This is a genomic window from Azorhizobium doebereinerae UFLA1-100 (assembly GCF_000473085.1).
In the GTDB taxonomy this organism is placed as follows: Bacteria; Pseudomonadota; Alphaproteobacteria; order Rhizobiales; family Xanthobacteraceae; genus Azorhizobium; species Azorhizobium doebereinerae.
This window is the reverse complement of record NZ_AXBA01000001.1, coordinates 194,615-211,834: the sequence shown is the minus strand read 5'-3', so window position 1 is coordinate 211,834 and position 17,220 is coordinate 194,615. Positions and strand designations below refer to the sequence as shown.

Sequence of the window (17,220 nt, the reverse complement as noted above, 5' to 3'; positions counted from 1 at the left end):
CGGCTCAGGCCGCGAACGAGATAGGCTGCGCCACGGCCATCAGGGTCGGCACGGGCAGCGCCGGCGGCGTGTCGTCCGGCGTCTCGTGCGCGGCAGAGGCGGCGTCCTCGAACGCCAGCGGCAGCATGGCCACGTTGGTGAAGCCCTTGGCCGCCAGCGCGTCATAGGTCTCCACCGCCGCCGGGGTCGAGGCGTCGTCCTCGTGCAGGGCGATGAGCAGCGGCGCCAAGGCGGCGAGACGCTCGGCCCCCGGCGTGCCGGCAAGGCTCGGCGCGGACACGATCACCCGGCTGTAGGTCTGGCGCAGGGACTGCAAGATCAGCGTCAGCCGCTCGGCGCCGACCACGCTCGGTCCGCCCCGGCTGTCGCGCCCGGGCGGGATGAGATGGGCGCGCGAGGCGCCGTCGCGGTGGATCGCCTCGCTGAATCCGGCCACGCCGAACAACAGCTCGGCCACGCCCGGCGCGCGAGGATCCGCCAGCAGGTGGGTGAAGGCGGCGGCATCGCCGTCGAGCGCCACCAGCACCACCTGATCCTCGCTTTCCGCGAGGCGCCGGGCAAGCGCGAGGCTGCAGGCGGCGGCTTCTTCCGGCAGGTCGCTGGAGGTCAGGACCACGAGGTCGCAGCGCGCGGCTGACCCCACGGTATCGATGAGGCGATCCACGGCGGCCTCCGGCCCGAGGCTCGCGCCGCCGGCGGAGCGCAGCCAGGACACCCGGCGGTCGCTGGGGATTTCGCGCGGCAGCACGCCGTCCGCCACCACGCCCGTCGGCCGGCCGGGGCGTTGGCGCAGGTGGACGGTGAGGGTGGCGAGCAGGCCGATGGCGAGCCCGAGCAGGACCAGGACGCCGGCCGACGGCGCGTCGGGGAGACGGACGGCGGTCGCCGCCCCTGCGAGGCGCAGCGGCGGCGAGGGCTCGCGCGCCTCCTCGGCGGTGGTACGCACGCTGGCGTCGAGCGTCAGCAGGGCGCCGGCATAGGCGTCCGCCACGCGCGCCGCACGGCTGGCGTCGGGCAGCGACACGGCGATGTCCAACGCCCGCCCGCCCTGCTGGGCGCTGACCCGCAGCGCTTGCGCGAGGGTGCGGGCAGCGCGGGCCTGCACGGCTGATTCGTCCGTATCCGGCCGGCGCCAGAGGCTGGAGAGCCGGGAGCCGGCCTGGGCGGCGAGGGCGGCGGCGTCCGCCGGCCCGAGGGCGCGCACCACATCGAACGCCATCTCCCGCGACGACAGCAATTGGATCGCGCCGCGCACCACCGAGGGGGTCGGCTGGGCGGCGACATCGAAGCTGAGCTCGGCATGCGAGGTGTAGCGGAAGGGAAACAGCAGGGAGAGCACGAGAAGGGCGAACAGCGTCCAGGCCAGCGTCAGCCCACGGCGCGCCAGCGGCGAGGGGCGCGCACGGTCACCGTCCATCTCTGCTTCGTAGGCGAATGCCTGCGACATCGCTCGGCCCTTCCGCGTGCGCCTGCACCGCGCAGGACATCCCGGCGAAAGGGTGGGCCCTTATGGTTGATAGATCGTAAAGGTTGAGACGGGGGTACCTGCAAGCATTCCAGCGGTTTCCATCTCAGCGGTCCTCCCAGTGCGGGGGGCGCTTGCCGATCATGGCCGAGATGCCTTCGTCCGCGTCCCGGGCGAGCATGTTCTCGGCCATCACCTGGGAGGCATAGTCATAGGCGTCGTCGAGACCCATCTCCGCCTGGGCGTAGAAGGCGGCCTTGCCAAGCTTGACCGGAACGCGGGACTTCGCGGCGATCTGGCCGGCGAGGCCGAGGGCCGCCTCAAGGGCCTGGCCGGACGCCACCACGCGGTTGACCAGACCGAGGCGATGCGCCTCTTCGGCCGGCACCCATTCGCCCAGCAGCAGCATTTCCATGGCGTGCTTGCGCGCGACCGAGCGGGACAGAGCGACCATGGGCGTATGGCAGAACAGGCCGATATTGACCCCCGGCGTGCAGAATCGGGCGCCCGCGCCCGCCACCGCGAGGTCGCAGCTCGCCACAAGCTGGCACCCGGCGGCGGTGGCCATGCCCTCCACCGCCGCGATCAACGGCTGCGGCTGGCGGACGATGCGCAGCATCAGGCTCGCGCACCGCTTGAGCACGCCTTCGAAATAGGCGCGGCCGCGATCCGGATCGGTGCGGCGGGCCTGGATTTCCTTCAGGTCGTGGCCGGCGGAAAAGGCCGGGCCCTCGGCGGCGAGGACGATGGCGCGCACCTCCGGGTCCGTCGCGAGTCCGTCAAGGCAGTCTGTCAAGGCTGACATCATGCCTTCGGAGAGGCTGTTGCGGCTGGAGGGGCGGGTGAGGGTCAGGACGGCGACGCCGCCATGCCGATCCATGCGGGTAAAGGGTTCGGGCGCGGCTGGGTGCGCCAGATGGGCCTCGGTCACGGTTGTCCTCCCGCCTTATGCACGGACGTTGACTTCGTCTTATGCAGTTTCAAACAAGCTTGGTCATGTCATATGTACGCCACACAGGGAGAATGAGAGCGATGCTGTCGGTTCGTGGCGCCGCAATGTCGGTGAGCGATATGGAGGAATTCCTCTCGCGGGAATATCCCCAATCCTTTGGGCCTGGCCGTCCCCACCGCATCGAAGCGATCGCTCCGGGCGCCGCAACGGTGCGCCTTGAGGCGGGCAACGAACACCTGCGTCCGGGGGGAACCGTGTCCGGTCCGGCGCTGATGGCGCTGGCCGACGTCACCATGTATGTGGCGCTCCTGGCCGAACTGGGCCCGGTGACGCTGGCGGTGACCACCAACCTCAACATCAATTTCCTGCGCAAGCCCGAGCCGGGCGCGGTCATCGCCGACGCCCATCTGATCAAGGTGGGGCGGCGGCTGGCGGTGGGCGAGATCGGCCTGCGCACGTCCAAGAGCCACGAACTTGTGGCCCATTGCGTCGCCACCTATTCCATTCCCAGCCGCTGAGCGGCTGACCTCGATCAAGGCGCTTCGCATCGCGCGCTTCCACCCTGGCGCAAGACGGGGGAACGCGTGCGATGGGACAGAAGTCCATCCTCATCATTCAGGGGCATCCGGACGGAGCCGGGGGACATCTGTGCCACGGTCTTGCCGACGCCTATGCGGCGGGGGCGGAATCGGCGGGGCACCGGGTCATGCGCGTGGATGTGGGGCGGCTCGATTTCCCGCTGCTGCGGTCCCAGGCCGCCTTCGAGATGGACGCCTTGCCGGAGGGGCTCAACGGCGTGCGCGACGCGCTGATCGCCGCCGACCATGTGGTGCTGCTGTTTCCCCTGTGGCTGGGCACGCTTCCGGCGGTGCTGAAGGCCTTCCTGGAGCAGCTCATGCGCCCGGGCATCGCCTTCCTGCCGGGCGAGCATTCGTTTCCGCGCGCGCTGCTCACCGGCCGTTCGGCCCGCCTCGTCGTCACCATGGGCACGCCGGCCTTCATCTATCGCTGCTTCTTCTTCGCGCCCGGGGTGCGCAGCGTCGATGAAGGCATCCTCGGCTTTTCCGGCATGAGCCCGGTGCGCCACACCTATTTCGGCCGCGTGGACGCGGCGAGCCTCGCCGAGCGGCAGCACTGGCTGCTCAAGATGCGCCAACTGGGCGAGCGGGGCGCGTGAGGCCCCGCAAATTCCCGCAAAAACAGGCTTTATTTCATGGTGCTATAACACCATTTTTATAAGCCATTGAATTTGCTTGATATTATAGCTCGACGCGACGTTGACCGTAAAAGCCGCCTCCGCTAGAAGCCCTCTCATCGTCGAGCGGAGCCCGGATGCGTGCGCGGCTCGGCCTTCTCATTTGGAATCGAACCCCATGAAGACGTATTCGGCCAAGCCTGCCGAAATCGAAAAGAAGTGGGTGGTGATCGATGCGACCGGCCTCGTCGTTGGCCGTCTCGCGACCGTCATCGCCATGCGCCTGCGCGGCAAGCATCGCGCCATCTTCACCCCCCACGTGGACACCGGCGACAACGTCGTGGTGATCAATGCGGAGAAGGTGGTGCTGACCGGCCGCAAGCGCGACCAGAAGGTCTATTATCACCACACCGGCTTCCCGGGCGGCATCAAGGAGCGGACTGCGAAGTTCCTGCTCGAAGGCCGTTTCCCGGAGCGCGTGATCGAAAAGGCGGTGGAGCGCATGCTCGCGCGCGGTCCCCTCGGTCGCAAGATCATGGGCAACCTGCGCGTCTACAAGGGCTCGACCCATCCGCATGAGGCGCAGCAGCCGACGGTGCTCGACGTGGCGAGCCTCAACAGCAAGAACGTGAGGATCTGACCATGGCCGAGGTTCTCCAGTCCCTCGACGCGCTGTCCACCCAGGGCGAGGATGCGCCCGTTCATGTCCAGAAGCTGGACAAGTTCGGCCGTGCCTATGCCACCGGCAAGCGCAAGGACGCCGTGGCCCGCGTGTGGGTTCGCCCCGGCACCGGCAAGATCACGGTGAACGACCGCGCTGTTGAGGTGTATTTCGCCCGCCCGGTGCTGCGTCTCATCATCAACCAGCCGTTCGCTGCTGCGGCCCGCGAGGGTGCGTATGACGTGGTGTGCACGGTGTCCGGCGGCGGCCTCTCCGGCCAGGCCGGCGCGCTGCGCCACGGCATCTCCCGCGCGCTCACCTATTATGAGCCCGAGCTGCGCAGCCCCCTGAAGAAGGGTGGCTTCCTGACCCGCGACAGCCGCGTGGTCGAGCGCAAGAAGTACGGCAAGGCCAAGGCCCGCCGCAGCTTCCAGTTCTCGAAGCGCTGATCGGTCGACGAGACCTGTTGGAAGAACGGCGGGGCCATGCCCCGCCGTTTTTTTGTGCCCGTACGCCTGTTGTGGCATCAGGGTAGCGGGCGGCGACGCAGCATGCTTTGCTCTCGCCGACAGCGGAGGGCGGGATATGGGCAGGCGGCTTGGAAGCATCACGGCGGCCTTGATGGCCGCGACCCTGTCCGTGGCAGCGCTGGCGGCCGGGGTCTCGGCAGCCGCCGCCACGCCGGCGCGGCTCATCATCCTGCGCCATGGCGAGAAGGCCGACGCCTACCGGCTGTGCGAGACCGGGCGGCAGCGGGCGCGGGCGCTTGTGAAGCAGTATCTCGGCAAGGAGGCCGCAAACAGCCTGTTCGCGCCCGGGACGGCGCCCGAGGCGGTCTACACCATCTCCATCCACACCATTGAGACGGCTTCGCCGCTGGCCAATTCCTGGGACCTGCCGCTAGTCTTCTATTCGGTGATTCCTGCTGGCAAGGAGCCCCGGCTGTTCGACAGCGATCTTGCCAAGCGCACCAAGCAGGCGGCGGAGACGCTGCTCACCGATCCGCGCTTCGACGGCAAGACGGTGATCGTGGTGTGGGAGCACGACCATATCGCCGATGCCTCCCTGCCGCCGGAACGGCGGGCGTTGACGCTGCGCTACGCGCTCAATCTCGACCGGCTGCCCGGCGTGCCGGAGACCTGGCCGGACCAGACCTACGATTATTTCTGGATCGTCGATTACGCACCGGGCTCGCCCGTTCCCACGTCCTTCCGGATGGAGAAGCAGGTCTTCACCGGGCCGTTCGCCCAGTTGCCGCAGAACGACTGGGGCCAGCCCGACGGGCTTGATCCCGCCGAGACCGATTGCGCGGACTGAGCGCGCGCTGAACGAAAAAGGCCGGCCACCCCACGGGCGGCCGGCCTTTTCGTGTCTTCCTCCGCGAGCCTCAGAAGCTCGGCGTGTCGCCGGGTAGGGGGCTCCAGCCGCCACCGCTGGTGGGATCGCCGGGCGGGGAGCCACCGTCGAAACCGCCGAGATTCGGCGGGAAAACATAATCCTCGTTGCGGTCGTCGCCGATCGACACGTCCGGCTTGATGGCGGGCCCCGGCCCCGGATCCAGATAATTGCCCTGCGGGATCACGGGCAGCTGGATCACGTTCGGCTTGCGCGGATGGATCTCGATATGCGGGATCGTGCCGCTGCTCTGGGCCAGCGCGACCGGGACCGGCGCCAGGAGGATCGCGGCGCCGAGCGCCCACAGGGCCACGCCGCCCCTGGTGGCGCCACCCGTGAAAGACCAAACCATCGCCATGCGAACCCCCGGGGAACGTCCCACCGAACAGTCGCTTAGGTCACCACGTGGCGAGAAGCAAGCGAGCTTGCGGCCCTGGCTCCGTTTCCCTCGGCGGCCGCGTCGTGGATGACACGGCCGCCAAGGGGCCGGCTATTTGAAGCCGACCACGGCGTGGGGGACGTAAGGGGCTTCCAGGGCGGCGATCTCCGCCGGCTCCAGCTTGAGGGAGAGCGCCGCCACGGCATCGTCGAGATGGACTGGCTTGGTGGCGCCGACGATGGGGGCGGTGATCTCGGACTTCTGCAGCACCCAGGCCAGGGCCACCTGGGCCGCCGGCACACCGCGCGCGGCGGCGATGGCCGCGACCTGCTCCACCACCTGGCGGTCGGCGTCGGCGGTGGCGGCATAGAGCGTCTTGCCGAATTCGTCGGTCTCCGAGCGGGCGCTGCCCTCGCTCCAGGGCCGGGTGAGGCGGCCGCGCGCCAGCGGGCTCCACGGAATGACACCGATGCCGGCATCGGCGCACAGCGGCAGCATGTCCCGCTCCTCCTCGCGATAGAGCAGGTTCACGTAGTTCTGCATGCTGACGAAGCGTGCCCACCCGTGGCGCTCCTGCAACGCCAGCGCCTTGGCGAACTGCCACGCATGCATGGAGGAGGCGCCGATATAGCGGGCCTTGCCGGTGCGAACCACCGTATCGAGCGCCTCCAGCGTCTCCTCGATGGGCGTCCCATAGTCCCAGCGGTGGATCTGGTAGAGGTCCACGTAATCGGTGCCCAGCCGCCGCAGGCTGTTGTCGATCTCGTTGAGGATCGCCTTGCGCGACAGGCCGGCGCCGTTCGGGCCGGGGCGCATGCGGTTGAACACCTTGGTGGCGATGACGAGGTCGTCGCGGCGGGCGAAATCCTTGATCGCGCGGCCGAGGAATTCCTCGCTGGTGCCGTCAGAATAGACGTTCGCGGTGTCGAAGAAGGTGATGCCGCTGTCCAGTGCCTTGCGGATGAAGGGGCGGCTTTCGTCTTCGGGCAGCGACCAGGGATGCGTGCCGCGGTCGGGGGCGCCGTAGCTCATGCAACCGAGGCACAGGCGCGAGACCTCAAGGCCGGTGCGGCCGAGCTTCACGTAATCCATGGAAAATCTCCAGATTGGAAAAAGGCGGATGACAGAGCTATCACCCGCCATGTCTCGCGCCGAGAGGTGCAGGGCGCCAAATATGTGAGTCCCGCCGTCCTTTCGGGGCGACGTTGCGGAAGCTCGTCTGGTCTGTTCTTCGAAACGGAGTGGGAACCGGCCGGCTCTTTATTGGTCGCGGTCCGAATGTTCGCTTTGCCGTCATGCGAATCGTGCGTATATCCGTACCGCTCTAGGTATAAGGAAACATCGTGCGTATTTCTTCGATCCTCCTCCTCGCGGCCGCCCTCGGTGCCACGCCCTCCCTGGCCCAGGTCTCCGACCCGAACATGAGCTGCGCGGACTATCTCAAGCTCGCCGCCGCCGCAGGCCCGACGCCCAAGACCGGCGACGCCGCCACCGACAAGATGGCCGCCGACATGGACACCAAGATGAAGGCCTACTGCACCGCCAATCCCAAGGCCAAGGCCATGGAAGCGGCGGAAAAGGCCATGGGCGGCTGAGGCACCCGGGGCCGTGTATCGTCGACGGGGTCCCGCGCGGGCCCCGTTTGCGTTTTTGCCGGGCCCGCCCGTGGGCGGCGCACACCTCCGTGGCCGGGGTCCCTTGACCCTGCGCGCGCCGCAGCCTACCACGCACCTTCAGTGAGCCCGTAGCTCAGCCGGTAGAGCACGTGACTTTTAATCATGGGGTCTCGGGTTCGAATCCCGACGGGCTCACCACTTCCTAATCCCATGTCCCCGCCACCTCCCTGCCGCCGCCGTGTCGAGCGAGCGGTCGGGCCGGCCGTCTTTCCGACCGTATGGTGTGCGCCGCAGCATGGCCCTTGACCCCTCTCGGCGCCGGTTCCAACCTGTCCATGCCGACAGGAGCCGATCCATGCCCGTTCTCAACCGCATCGCCGACACCGCCGCCGAGATCGCCGCGTGGCGGCGCGATCTGCATCAGTTTCCCGAGCTCATGTTCGACCTGCCGCGCACCTCCGGCTTCGTGGCGGACAAGCTCCGCTCCTTCGGCTGCGACGAGGTGGTGACGGGCATCGGCCGCAGCGGCGTCGTGGCGGTGATCCGCGGGCGCTCGCCGGGCAAGGGGCAGGTGATCGGCCTGCGCGCCGACATGGATGCGCTGCCCATCCTGGAAGAGACCGGCCTGCCTTATGCCTCGCAGAATGCCGGCCAGATGCATGCCTGCGGCCATGACGGCCACACCGCCATGCTGCTCGGCGCCGCCCGGCACCTGGCCGAGACCCGTGCCTTCGCCGGCACCGCCATCCTGATCTTCCAGCCCGCCGAGGAAGGCGAGGGCGGTGCCCGCGCGATGATCGAGGATGGCCTCCTGGAGCGCTTCGCGCCGCAGGAGATCTACGGCATGCACAATCAGCCGGGCATTCCGCTCGGCCAGTTCGCGCTGCGGCCCGGCGCCATCATGGCCTCCACCGACCGGCTGGAGATTTTCATCGACGGGCGCGGCGCCCATGCCGCCAAGCCGCACCAGGGCGTGGACCCGGTGCTCGTCGGCTCGGCCATCGTCATGGGCCTCCAGCAGGTGGTGGCGCGCAACGTCGATCCGCTGGAATCGGCGGTGGTCTCCATCACCATGTTCCATGCCGGCGCGGTGGAGAATGTGATCCCGCAGACCGCCCAGCTCACCGGCACGGCGCGCACGCTGAAGCCCGAGGTGCGCAAGATGCTCCAGGCCCGCCTGCCGGCCATCGTGGAGGGCATCGCCGCCGCTTACGGCGCCACAGCCAAGCTGAATTGGGTGGATGGCTATCCGGTCACCGTGAACCATGCCGAGCAGGCGGCATTCGCGGCCCGCATCGCGGCGGAGGTGGCGGGCACCGACAAGGTGGACACCAACGTGCCGCCCATGATGGGCGCGGAGGATTTCTCCTTCATGCTGGAGGCCCGTCCAGGCGCCTTCATCTTCGTCGGCAATGGCCCGAGCGCGGGGCTGCACAACCCGCGCTACAATTTCAACGACGAGGCCATTCCGTTCGGCACGTCCTATTGGGTGCGCCTCGTGGAAACGGCCATGCCGCTCTGAAGGGTTACGAGAACGCCTGACCCGATGGTCAGGCGTTGGTGTTCAGGCGTTGGTCTTGCGCAGCCGGAAGGTGATGACGCCGTCTTCCAGCGTCCGGCCCTCGAACGTGTTTCCTGTCTCGGCGGCGAGGTGGGGAATGTCGATCACCGACATGGGGTCCGTGCATTCCACCACGAGGCGGGTGCCGGGCATCGCCGTGGCCAGCGCCTTGCGGGTGCGCAGGGCCGGCATGGGGCATTTGAGACCCTTGAGGTCCAAGTGCAGTTCGCCCGTGGCTGGGTCGGCTACCGGAGCCCGGCGATTCGAGGTCATGCCGGCCAAAATAGCTGCTGCCGCCTTCATCTGCGAACTCCCGTCACGCTGCCTGGTCTTTCAGGCGGGCAAGGCTTTCCGTGCGTCCGAGGACGACGAAGACGTCGAACACCGGCGGCGAGGTGGTGCGCCCGGTAAGGGCCGCGCGCAACGGCTGGGCCACGGCGCCGAGCTTGACGCCCGCCGTCTCCGCATAGCCGCGTACCACGCCCTCGGTGGCCGCCGCGCTCCAGTCCGCCGCCTCCAACTGCGGCAGCAGGGCCGCGATGTGTGTGCGCGCCTCGGCGGTGAGGATGGCCGCGGCCTTCTCTTCCAGCGGCAGCGGTCGCTCGGCGAAGATGAACTCCGCATTGTCGAGCAGTTCCGTGAGCGTCTTCGCCCGCTCCTTGAGGCCGGGCAGAGCCGTGAGCAACTGCGTCCGGCGCTCCGGCGTCAGCCGGGCCAGCCGGCGCTCGGCATCCGGCAGGTGCGGAACGAGGCCCATCAGCGCGTCGAACAGCTCCTGGTCGGGCGTGGCGCGCATGTAATGGCCGTTGATGTTCTCCAGCTTCTGGAAATCGAAGCGCGCCGCAGAGCGGCCCACATGGTCAAGATCGAAGTGCTCGACCATCTCCTGCGTGGAGAAGATCTCCTGGTCGCCATGGCTCCAGCCGAGGCGCACCAGATAGTTGCGCAGCGCTGCGGGCAGGTAGCCCATGTCGCGATAGGCATCCACCCCCAGGGCGCCGTGACGCTTGGAGAGCTTGGCGCCGTCCGGGCCGTGGATCAGCGGAATGTGCGCCATGCGCGGCACGTCCCAGCCCAGCGCATTGTAGATCTGCGTCTGCCGGGCGGCGTTGGTGAGATGGTCGTCGCCGCGGATGATGTTGGTGATGCCCATGTCGTGGTCGTCCACCACCACCGCCAGCATGTAGGTGGGCGTGCCGTCCGAGCGCAGCAGCACGAGGTCGTCCAGATCCTTGTTCGGGAAGGTCACGGTGCCCTGCACCTGATCCTCGATCACGGTCACGCCCTCCTGCGGCGCGCGCAGGCGGATCACCGGCTGCCGGTCCGTGGGACGCTCGGAGGCCGGGCGGTCGCGCCAGCGGCCGTCATAGCGCGGCGGACGGCCCTCCTTGCGGGCCAGTTCGCGCATCTCGTCCAACTCGGCCGGCGTCGCATAGCAGGGATAGGCGTTGCCGCGCGCCAGCATCTCCTCCACCGCCGCACGGTGCCGCTCGGCGCGGGCGAACTGGTAGATCACCTCCCCGTCCCAATCGATGCCGAGCCATGTCAGGCCCTCGATGATGGCGTCGATGGCTTCCTTGGTGGAGCGCTGGCGGTCGGTATCCTCGATGCGCAGCAGCATCTTCCCGCCCTTGGCCTTGGAATAGAGCCAGTTGAACAGCGCGGTGCGGGCGCCGCCAATATGCAGAAAGCCCGTGGGGGAGGGAGCAAAGCGGGTGACGATCTGCGACATCTGACAAGGCCGGGGGTGGGAGGTGGAGCGCGCGATGCGGTGGCCGTGCGCGGCCCGCAAGAGGCCGATGGACACGCCAGCGTGGCGCACGAGCGGCGCCCGTGTAGCATAGGCGGGGGGATGAAGGAACACGGCCGATGGAGCGCGGTCGGGACAGGGGCGGGCAGCGGCCGCTCGGCGCCATCGCCGGCGTGCTCGGCGGCGCCGTGGCGCGGCCGGTCTTCGTGCCCGCCCCGTTCTGGCCCGGCGCCCTGCTGGGCCGGCTGCGCGACCGCATCCTGGCCGATGCACGAGCGGAGGCGGCCTCCGGACGGCTGATCCTGTGGCTGCCGGTGCTGTTTGGCTGCGGCATCCTGATCTATTTCGGCGCGGCGCAGGAACCCTCGCTTCCCGCCGCTATGGGACTTGCCGGCGCGCTGACGCTGGCGGCGTTCGTGGCGCGGACGCGTCCCGTCACCTTCGCGCTCTTGCTCGGTGCCGCCGCGATCTCGGCGGGATTCGCCCTGGCGACGCTTCAGACGGCGCGGATCTCCCATCCGGTCCTGCCACCGCCGCCGGGGCCGGTGCGGCTGACCGGCTTCATCGAGCAGGTGGAGCGCAGGCCCAAGGCGGACCGGGTGCTGCTGCGCGTCACCGCGGCGGAGGGGCGCGGGCTTTCGGAGCGGCCGGCGCTGGTGCGCCTCTCGCTCGGCCGCGGCACCGCGCCGCCCACGGGAACGCCGGTGTCGGTCCTGGCCCGCCTTCTGCCGCCGGTGGAGGCGGTGGTGCCAGGGGGGCATGATTTCGGCCGGGCTATCTGGTTCCGGGGCATCGATGCGGTGGGCTTCGGGCTCGGCCGGCCCAGGATCATCTCCCCGCCGGGGGATCCACCGTTCAGCGTCCGGCTCGGCTCCCTGATCGAGGACGTGCGGCGGACGGTGGGGACCCGGATCCGCCAATCCTTGAGCGGCACCGCCGCCGACATTGCCGTGGCGCTGGTGGTGGGCGACCGCGCGTCAGTGGCGCCGGAGGTTGAAGAAAGCATGCGGGTGTCGGGCCTCACCCATGTCCTGTCCATCTCCGGCCTGCACATGGCGATGGTGGCGGGCACGCTGTTCTTCCTGGTGCGCGGCCTGCTCGCCGCCATTCCGCCGCTGGCGCTGGGCTTCCCCATCAAGACCGCCGCGGCGCTCGTGGCCCTCGGCGGCAGCGGCATCTATCTCCTGCTCTCGGGCAACGACTGGCCGGCGCAGCGCTCCTTCTTCATGCTCGGCATCGTCCTCATTGGGGTGATGGCGGGCCGCTCCGCCCTGACGCTGCGCACCGTGGCGGTGGCGGCCATGCTGGTGCTGGCGCTGGGGCCGCAGGCGATCCTTGAGGCGGGCACGCAGATGTCGTTCGCCGCGACCCTCGCCCTGGTGGCGGCGTACGAGCATTGGAGCGGCCTGCGCGCCCGGCCGGCGAAGGGGGCGCTCGTTTGGCAGTTGGCGGCGCGCGCCGGCCTGTTCCTCGCCGCGCTCTCGCTCACCTCGATCGTGGCCGGCGCCGCCACCGCACCCTATGCGGCGCTGCATTTCCAGCGGGTCGGCGTGTTCGGCCTCCTGGCCAATCTCTGCGCCATGCCGGCGGTGGAATTCCTGGTCATGCCTTTCGGCCTGATGGGCGTGCTGCTGATGCCTTTCGGCTGGGATTTCATCGCCTGGCCGGTCATGGGGTGGGGCCTCGACATCATGGTGCGGGTATCGGACATGGTCGCCGCGCTGCCCGGCGCCGATACCCGCACCGACTGGGTTGGGCCGGGCGCGGCGGGCGCAGCCACTATTGCCCTGCTGTGTCTCTGCCTGCTGCGCGGCTGGCTGGCGGCGCTCGCCATCCCGCCGGCCGTGGCGGCCGTCCTGCTGCTCGGGCCGGCGCTGCGCCCCGACGTGCTCATTGCGCCCAACGGGCAGACCGTAGCAGTGCGGGGCTCGGACGGGAGGCTCAGCGTGACCGGCGCCAGGAGCAGCCGGCTCGCGGTGGAGCAGTGGCTCTCGCGGGAGGCCGATCCCCGGACGTCGGAGACCAAAGATCTGGCGGCGGGCTTCAGCTGCGATGCGGACGCCTGCCGCGCGCCTCTGCCGGGTGGGGGCGTGCTAGCCGTCTCGCGCCGGCCGGAGGGGCTCGCGGCGGCGTGCCGGGAGGTGACGATCCTGGTCACGCCGGTGCCCGCGCCGAAGGATTGCGGCGCCCGCGTCTTCTCGCCCGGCGCGCTGGCCCGCACCGGCACTGTGGCCCTGTTTCGCAAGGAGGGGCTGGGCGGACGGCGGCGGCCCCGGTTGACGCGGGAACCGCCGCACCGGACGCGGCCAGCCCGTCCGGACCCGCCGGGCAGGCGCGCCGCATGGGCGCCGCTGCGGTCCCGGCCGTGTCCGGCCCGGGGCCTGGAGTGGACGCCGGGCGAGATGCGGCCCCGCTGGTGGCTCTTGCCGGCCTGCCGGAGGGCGACGAGCCTGGCCTTGCCCCTTCGAACCTAGCCGGACCCGAGGGCGCGTCCGCCGGGATCGCCGGTCCGCCACGGCCGCGCCGCATGGCGGCGGATCACCGGGCGTCCCTGCGTCGGCAGTTCCAGGCGGACCGCGCCGCGGCACGTGCCCAGGCGATCGCGCGCAACATGAACATGCCTTCGCAAGCCGGCGGGCCGGGCTCCGGTGGAGCGGATGCGGACAGGCAAGGCGGGAGGGGCGTTGGTGCGGAGGGGACGGGTATGGCCGGAGGGGCAGCGGCGGCCGGATCGAGCTTGAGTGGAGAGGGAGCCAGCCGGGCGGAGCAGGGCGAACTGCGCCTCACCATGCCGTCGGTCGCCGCTACGCGTGCCGATCCGCCGGCAACTGTCTCCGCAGGGCCCGCGTCGCCGCGCCCCCTGGGCCCGTCCGTCTCCAGCTCCGCTCCAGGTCAGAGGGAAGGACATACGTCCGGCGGGGCGAGCGGGACAGGTCCGATCGTGGGCAGGGATCTCGTGGCGCGGCCTCCGTCCAGGCCGTCCGCACCACCCCCAGGCGCTGTGCAGCTATCTTCCCAGGCCTATGCAGCCCGCTGGCGCGAGGTGCCGACGCGTGTGCCGGGCGTGCAACGGCCCTGGATGCCGGTGCTGCCCGCCCTTGCCGCGCCGGACGAGGGCCCTGATGTCCCGCGGGCGGAAGATGATGCCCGCAGTGCCCCTGATTGAGGCAAGCCCGGCGCCGACGTGAACGCCGGCCCTTACGGACAGGCCTCAATAGCGGCGGATGAGGCCGACAAGGCGTCCCTGCACGCGCACCCGATCGGGGCCGAAGATGCGGGTCTCATAGGCCGGATTGGCGGCCTCGAGCGCGATGGAGGCGCCCTTGCGGCGCAGCCGCTTCAGGGTGGCTTCCTCGTCGTCCACCAGCGCCACGATGATGTCGCCGGTCTCGGCGGATTCGGTCTTGCGGATCAGCACCGTATCGCCGTCCAGAATGCCGGCCTCGATCATGCTGTCGCCGCGCACTTCGAGCGCGAAATGCTCGCCCGCGCCCAGCATCTCGGGCGGCAGGTTCAGCGTGTGGCTGCGGCTCTGGATGGCGGAGATGGGCGATCCGGCGGCGATGCGGCCCATGACCGGGACCGCCACCATCGTCGCAGCCTCCTCGTCGTCGATTACCGGGCGCACCCGGCCGAGGCTGCCTTCGATGACGCTCGGCGAGAAGCCGCGGGCCGAGCTGCGCGCAGCGGCCAGACCGGGCGCCGCGCTGTCCGGCAGGCGCACCACTTCCAGCGCGCGCGCCCGGTTGGGCAGGCGGCGGATGAAGCCGCGCTCCTCCAGGGCGGTGATCAGCCGGTGGATGCCCGACTTGGAGCGCAGATCCAGCGCCTCCTTCATCTCGTCGAAGGAGGGCGGAACGCCCGTCTCCTTCAGCCGCTCGTGGATGAAGCGCAGAAGATCATATTGTTTGCGCGTGAGCATGCGTGGTTCCGCCCCATGCCGTCCCGGGTCCCGATCTGCCCGCCGGCTGCGAAACAAATCAAGAACATGGTGTAGCTGTTTCTTTTTTGTTCCACAAGCCTCAACATGAGGTAAACGCGCCGTCACCCGTTGAGCGGGATGATCTCGCATGGCGCGCCGGGCTCCGCCGCCGGGGCGAAAGACGGGCGAATCAGCAGGCAATCGGCCAAAGCGAGGGCCGAGAGCATGCTGCTGTCCTGGGCCGGGAGCGGTGTCGCCACAGGCAGGCCCTCGGCCAGGGACAGGCGAGCGCGCACGAAATCCATGCGGCTGTCGTTCGCCGGCATGGACGTGCCGAGCCGGGCCGGGCGGGTCGGCATGAGCGGGGCATTCTCGCCCTGCAGGCGCCGCAGGATGGGCAGCAGGAACAGGATGGCGCACACATAGGCCGAGACCGGATTGCCGGGCAGGCCGAGCGCCCGCAGCGTCCCGGTGCCGTACATCAGCGGCTTGCCGGGGCGGAGCGCGATCTTGTGCACGGAGAGCGTGACACCCTCCGCCGTGAGCGCGGGGGCCATCAGGTCATGCTCGCCCACCGATGCGCCGCCGGACGACACCAGCACGTCCACGCCCTGTCCGGCCGCGCGGCGGATGGCGGCCCGGGTCTCTTCCATGCTGTCCCGCACGAGGCCGAGGTCGATCACCTCCGCCCCCACGCCGCGGGCGAGCGCGGCGAGGCCATAGACGTTCGACACCACCACTTCGGACGGCGCACCCGTGGCGGTGCCGGGATAGACCAGTTCGTCGCCGGTCTGGATGATGCCGACGCGCGGCCGGCGGGCCACGGCCAGCGTGGGGTGGTTGGCGGCGGCGGCGAGCATCACGTCGCGCGCGGTGAGCCGCGTGCCGGCAGGCAGAAGCGCCGCCCCGGCCTGGAAATCGAAGCCGGCCTTGCGGATGTTGCGGCCGCGGGCGACCGGAATGGTGATGGTCACGCGCGCGCCGGAGCGCGCGGTGTTCTCCTGGATGACCACCGTATCCGCCCCTGGCGGCACCACCGCGCCGGTGAATATGCGCACCGTCTCGCCTGGCCCGACGGCGCCCTCGAACGGGCGGCCCGCCGCGGATTCCCCGATCAGATTCAGTTCGGCGGGGATGTCCAGCGTGGTGGGAAACGCGAAGGCATAGCCGTCCATGGCGGACATGTCGGCCGGCGGCTGGCTGCGTCGCGCTTGGACGGGTTCCGCGAGCACGCGGCCCACGGCGTCGGCCACCGGAATGCTCTCGGCGGGAAGGGTCGATAGGCCGGAGGTCACCAGATCCAGGGCATCCGCTACCGGCATCAAGGCCGGCTTGCCCGGCACGCCTGCACTCATGTCACACGGTCTCCGCCCGCCAATGGCCCGATCGGCCACCGGCCTTCTCCAGGAGGCGGACATTCTCGATCCGCATGCCCCGGTCGGCCGCCTTGGCCATGTCATAGATGGTGAGGCAGGCGAGGGAGACGGCGGTCAGCGCCTCCATCTCCACGCCCGTCTGGCCGGCGGTCTTCACCCGGGCGACAACGTGCAGGCCGGGCAGCGCCGGATCGGGCGTCACCTCCACTTCCACCTTGCTGAGCATCAGCGGGTGGCAGAGCGGGATCAATTCGTGCGTGCGCTTGGCAGCCATGATGCCGGCGATGCGGGCGACGCCGAGGACGTCGCCCTTCTTCGCATTGCCGGACAAAATGAGGTCCAGTGTCGCCTGCGCCATCACCACCTGCCCCTCCGCCAGCGCCTCGCGGGTGGTGGAGGGCTTCTCGGAGACGTCCACCATGCGGGCGGCGCCTTCGGAATCGAGGTGGGTCAGGCCGGTCATCAGCGGACCCTGGTCCAGGTCTGCGTCTGGCACAAGGGCACGAAGATGCAGCCGCGCACCTTGAGCTTGTCGTCGCCTTCGAGCGTCAGCGAGGCGTTATAGGTCTTGCCGTCCTCGGCATTGTAGATCTGCCCGCCGGTCCATTCGCTGGGCCCGCCGGAAAAGCCGCCGAGGATCTGCAGGCCCTTCAGCACCCGGTCGCGCTTGGAGGCGTCGGAGTTCTTGGTGTCCTTGAGGCCGGGATCGGCCTTGATGCCCTCGGACGTGACGATGCGCCCGCAGACCGAGGCGCCGCACTTGGTGATCTCCACCTGGCCGCCACGGGTCTGGGTGGCCCACAGGCCGGTGACGTCCGCCGCCAGGGCCGGTCCCGCCACAGCGACCAGGGAAAGCGCGGCAGAAGCCGCAAGGCGCCTGAAAAGGGTGGATCCGAAAATCATGTCTGCACCTCCCAAAAAGGCCGCATCTGCCGGCGGCCTTGCCCC

The 17,220-nt window shown here is 69.7% G+C and carries 18 protein-coding genes and 1 tRNA gene; 9 read left to right on the top strand and 10 right to left on the bottom strand.

Annotation, left to right across the window (positions count from 1 at the left end):
* Positions 1–4 precede the first annotated feature (4 nt).
* Together YU1_RS31660 and YU1_RS0100800 are read right to left on the bottom strand one after the other, a co-directional pair.
* Complete coding sequence (locus YU1_RS31660; protein WP_051356327.1) at positions 5–1,447, bottom strand: hypothetical protein; 1,443 nt, start codon at positions 1,445–1,447, stop codon at positions 5–7.
* Positions 1,448–1,571: 124 nt separating this feature from the next.
* Complete coding sequence (locus tag YU1_RS0100800) at positions 1,572–2,396, bottom strand: enoyl-CoA hydratase (protein ID WP_029002455.1); 825 nt, start codon at positions 2,394–2,396, stop codon at positions 1,572–1,574.
* A 92-nt stretch (positions 2,397–2,488) separates the two neighbouring features.
* Between YU1_RS0100800 and YU1_RS0100795 the strand changes: the two genes are divergently transcribed.
* From YU1_RS0100795 to YU1_RS0100775, 5 genes are all read left to right on the top strand, one after another.
* Entirely contained in the window at positions 2,489–2,935 is a 447-nt protein-coding gene (locus YU1_RS0100795; protein WP_029002454.1) for a PaaI family thioesterase, read from the top strand.
* A gap of 71 nt (positions 2,936–3,006) precedes the next feature.
* Positions 3,007–3,594: an NAD(P)H-dependent oxidoreductase gene (locus tag YU1_RS0100790; RefSeq protein ID WP_029002453.1), complete on the top strand. Its 588-nt coding sequence runs from the start codon at positions 3,007–3,009 to the stop codon at positions 3,592–3,594.
* Positions 3,595–3,790: 196 nt separating this feature from the next.
* Positions 3,791–4,252, top strand: a complete 462-nt coding sequence (rplM, locus tag YU1_RS0100785; protein WP_029002452.1) for a 50S ribosomal protein L13 — start codon at positions 3,791–3,793, stop codon at positions 4,250–4,252.
* A 2-nt stretch (positions 4,253–4,254) separates the two neighbouring features.
* Positions 4,255–4,722 carry a 30S ribosomal protein S9 gene (rpsI, locus tag YU1_RS0100780; RefSeq protein WP_035713128.1) on the top strand — a complete coding sequence of 156 codons (468 nt, stop codon included), beginning with the start codon at positions 4,255–4,257 and terminating at the stop codon, positions 4,720–4,722.
* 172 nt (positions 4,723–4,894) lie between these two features.
* On the top strand, positions 4,895–5,590 hold the full coding sequence (locus YU1_RS0100775; protein ID WP_156921887.1) for a histidine phosphatase family protein: 696 nt from the start codon (positions 4,895–4,897) through the stop codon (positions 5,588–5,590).
* A gap of 70 nt (positions 5,591–5,660) precedes the next feature.
* On the opposite strand, the gene YU1_RS0100770 is transcribed toward YU1_RS0100775, so the two are convergent.
* Positions 5,661–6,026, bottom strand: a complete 366-nt coding sequence (locus YU1_RS0100770; protein ID WP_035713126.1) for a hypothetical protein — start codon at positions 6,024–6,026, stop codon at positions 5,661–5,663.
* Positions 6,027–6,158: 132 nt separating this feature from the next.
* The gene (locus tag YU1_RS0100765) at positions 6,159–7,139 is read right to left on the bottom strand and encodes an aldo/keto reductase (RefSeq protein ID WP_029002448.1); all 981 of its coding nucleotides are present in this window, start codon (positions 7,137–7,139) and stop codon (positions 6,159–6,161) included.
* Between the two features lie 251 nt (positions 7,140–7,390).
* Between YU1_RS0100765 and YU1_RS0100760 the strand changes: the two genes are divergently transcribed.
* The 3 genes from YU1_RS0100760 (at position 7,391) to YU1_RS0100750 (ending at position 9,185) form a co-directional block, all read left to right on the top strand.
* A complete protein-coding gene (locus YU1_RS0100760) occupies positions 7,391–7,642 on the top strand; it encodes a hypothetical protein (RefSeq protein WP_029002447.1) in 252 nt (83 codons plus the stop codon).
* A 143-nt stretch (positions 7,643–7,785) separates the two neighbouring features.
* Positions 7,786–7,861 (top strand) — tRNA-Lys (locus YU1_RS0100755).
* Between the two features lie 157 nt (positions 7,862–8,018).
* Entirely contained in the window at positions 8,019–9,185 is a 1,167-nt protein-coding gene (locus tag YU1_RS0100750) for a M20 aminoacylase family protein (RefSeq protein ID WP_029002446.1), read from the top strand.
* Between the two features lie 42 nt (positions 9,186–9,227).
* On the opposite strand, the gene YU1_RS0100745 is transcribed toward YU1_RS0100750, so the two are convergent.
* Positions 9,228–9,527 carry a sulfurtransferase TusA family protein gene (locus YU1_RS0100745; protein WP_425339131.1) on the bottom strand — a complete coding sequence of 100 codons (300 nt, stop codon included), beginning with the start codon at positions 9,525–9,527 and terminating at the stop codon, positions 9,228–9,230.
* 13 nt (positions 9,528–9,540) lie between these two features.
* Positions 9,541–10,956 (bottom strand): glutamate--tRNA ligase, encoded by a 1,416-nt coding sequence (gene gltX, locus YU1_RS0100740; RefSeq protein ID WP_029002444.1) that lies wholly within the window; start codon positions 10,954–10,956, stop codon positions 9,541–9,543.
* Positions 10,957–11,093: 137 nt separating this feature from the next.
* Between gltX and YU1_RS27260 the strand changes: the two genes are divergently transcribed.
* On the top strand, positions 11,094–13,448 hold the full coding sequence (locus YU1_RS27260) for a ComEC/Rec2 family competence protein (RefSeq protein WP_051356322.1): 2,355 nt from the start codon (positions 11,094–11,096) through the stop codon (positions 13,446–13,448).
* Positions 13,449–14,185: 737 nt separating this feature from the next.
* On the opposite strand, the gene lexA is transcribed toward YU1_RS27260, so the two are convergent.
* The 4 genes from lexA to YU1_RS0100715 form a co-directional block, all read right to left on the bottom strand.
* Positions 14,186–14,896, bottom strand: coding sequence for a transcriptional repressor LexA (gene lexA / locus YU1_RS0100730; protein ID WP_029002443.1), 711 nt, complete (start codon positions 14,894–14,896; stop codon positions 14,186–14,188).
* Positions 14,897–15,018: 122 nt separating this feature from the next.
* On the bottom strand, positions 15,019–16,251 hold the full coding sequence (locus YU1_RS0100725; RefSeq protein ID WP_029002442.1) for a molybdopterin molybdotransferase MoeA: 1,233 nt from the start codon (positions 16,249–16,251) through the stop codon (positions 15,019–15,021).
* A gap of 1 nt (position 16,252) precedes the next feature.
* Positions 16,253–16,735, bottom strand: a complete 483-nt coding sequence (gene moaC, locus YU1_RS0100720; RefSeq protein WP_029002441.1) for a cyclic pyranopterin monophosphate synthase MoaC — start codon at positions 16,733–16,735, stop codon at positions 16,253–16,255.
* Positions 16,735–17,175, bottom strand: a complete 441-nt coding sequence (locus YU1_RS0100715) for a DUF2147 domain-containing protein (RefSeq protein WP_029002440.1) — start codon at positions 17,173–17,175, stop codon at positions 16,735–16,737. The genes moaC and YU1_RS0100715 overlap by 1 nt, the downstream gene beginning before the upstream one ends.
* Positions 17,176–17,220 lie beyond the last annotated feature (45 nt).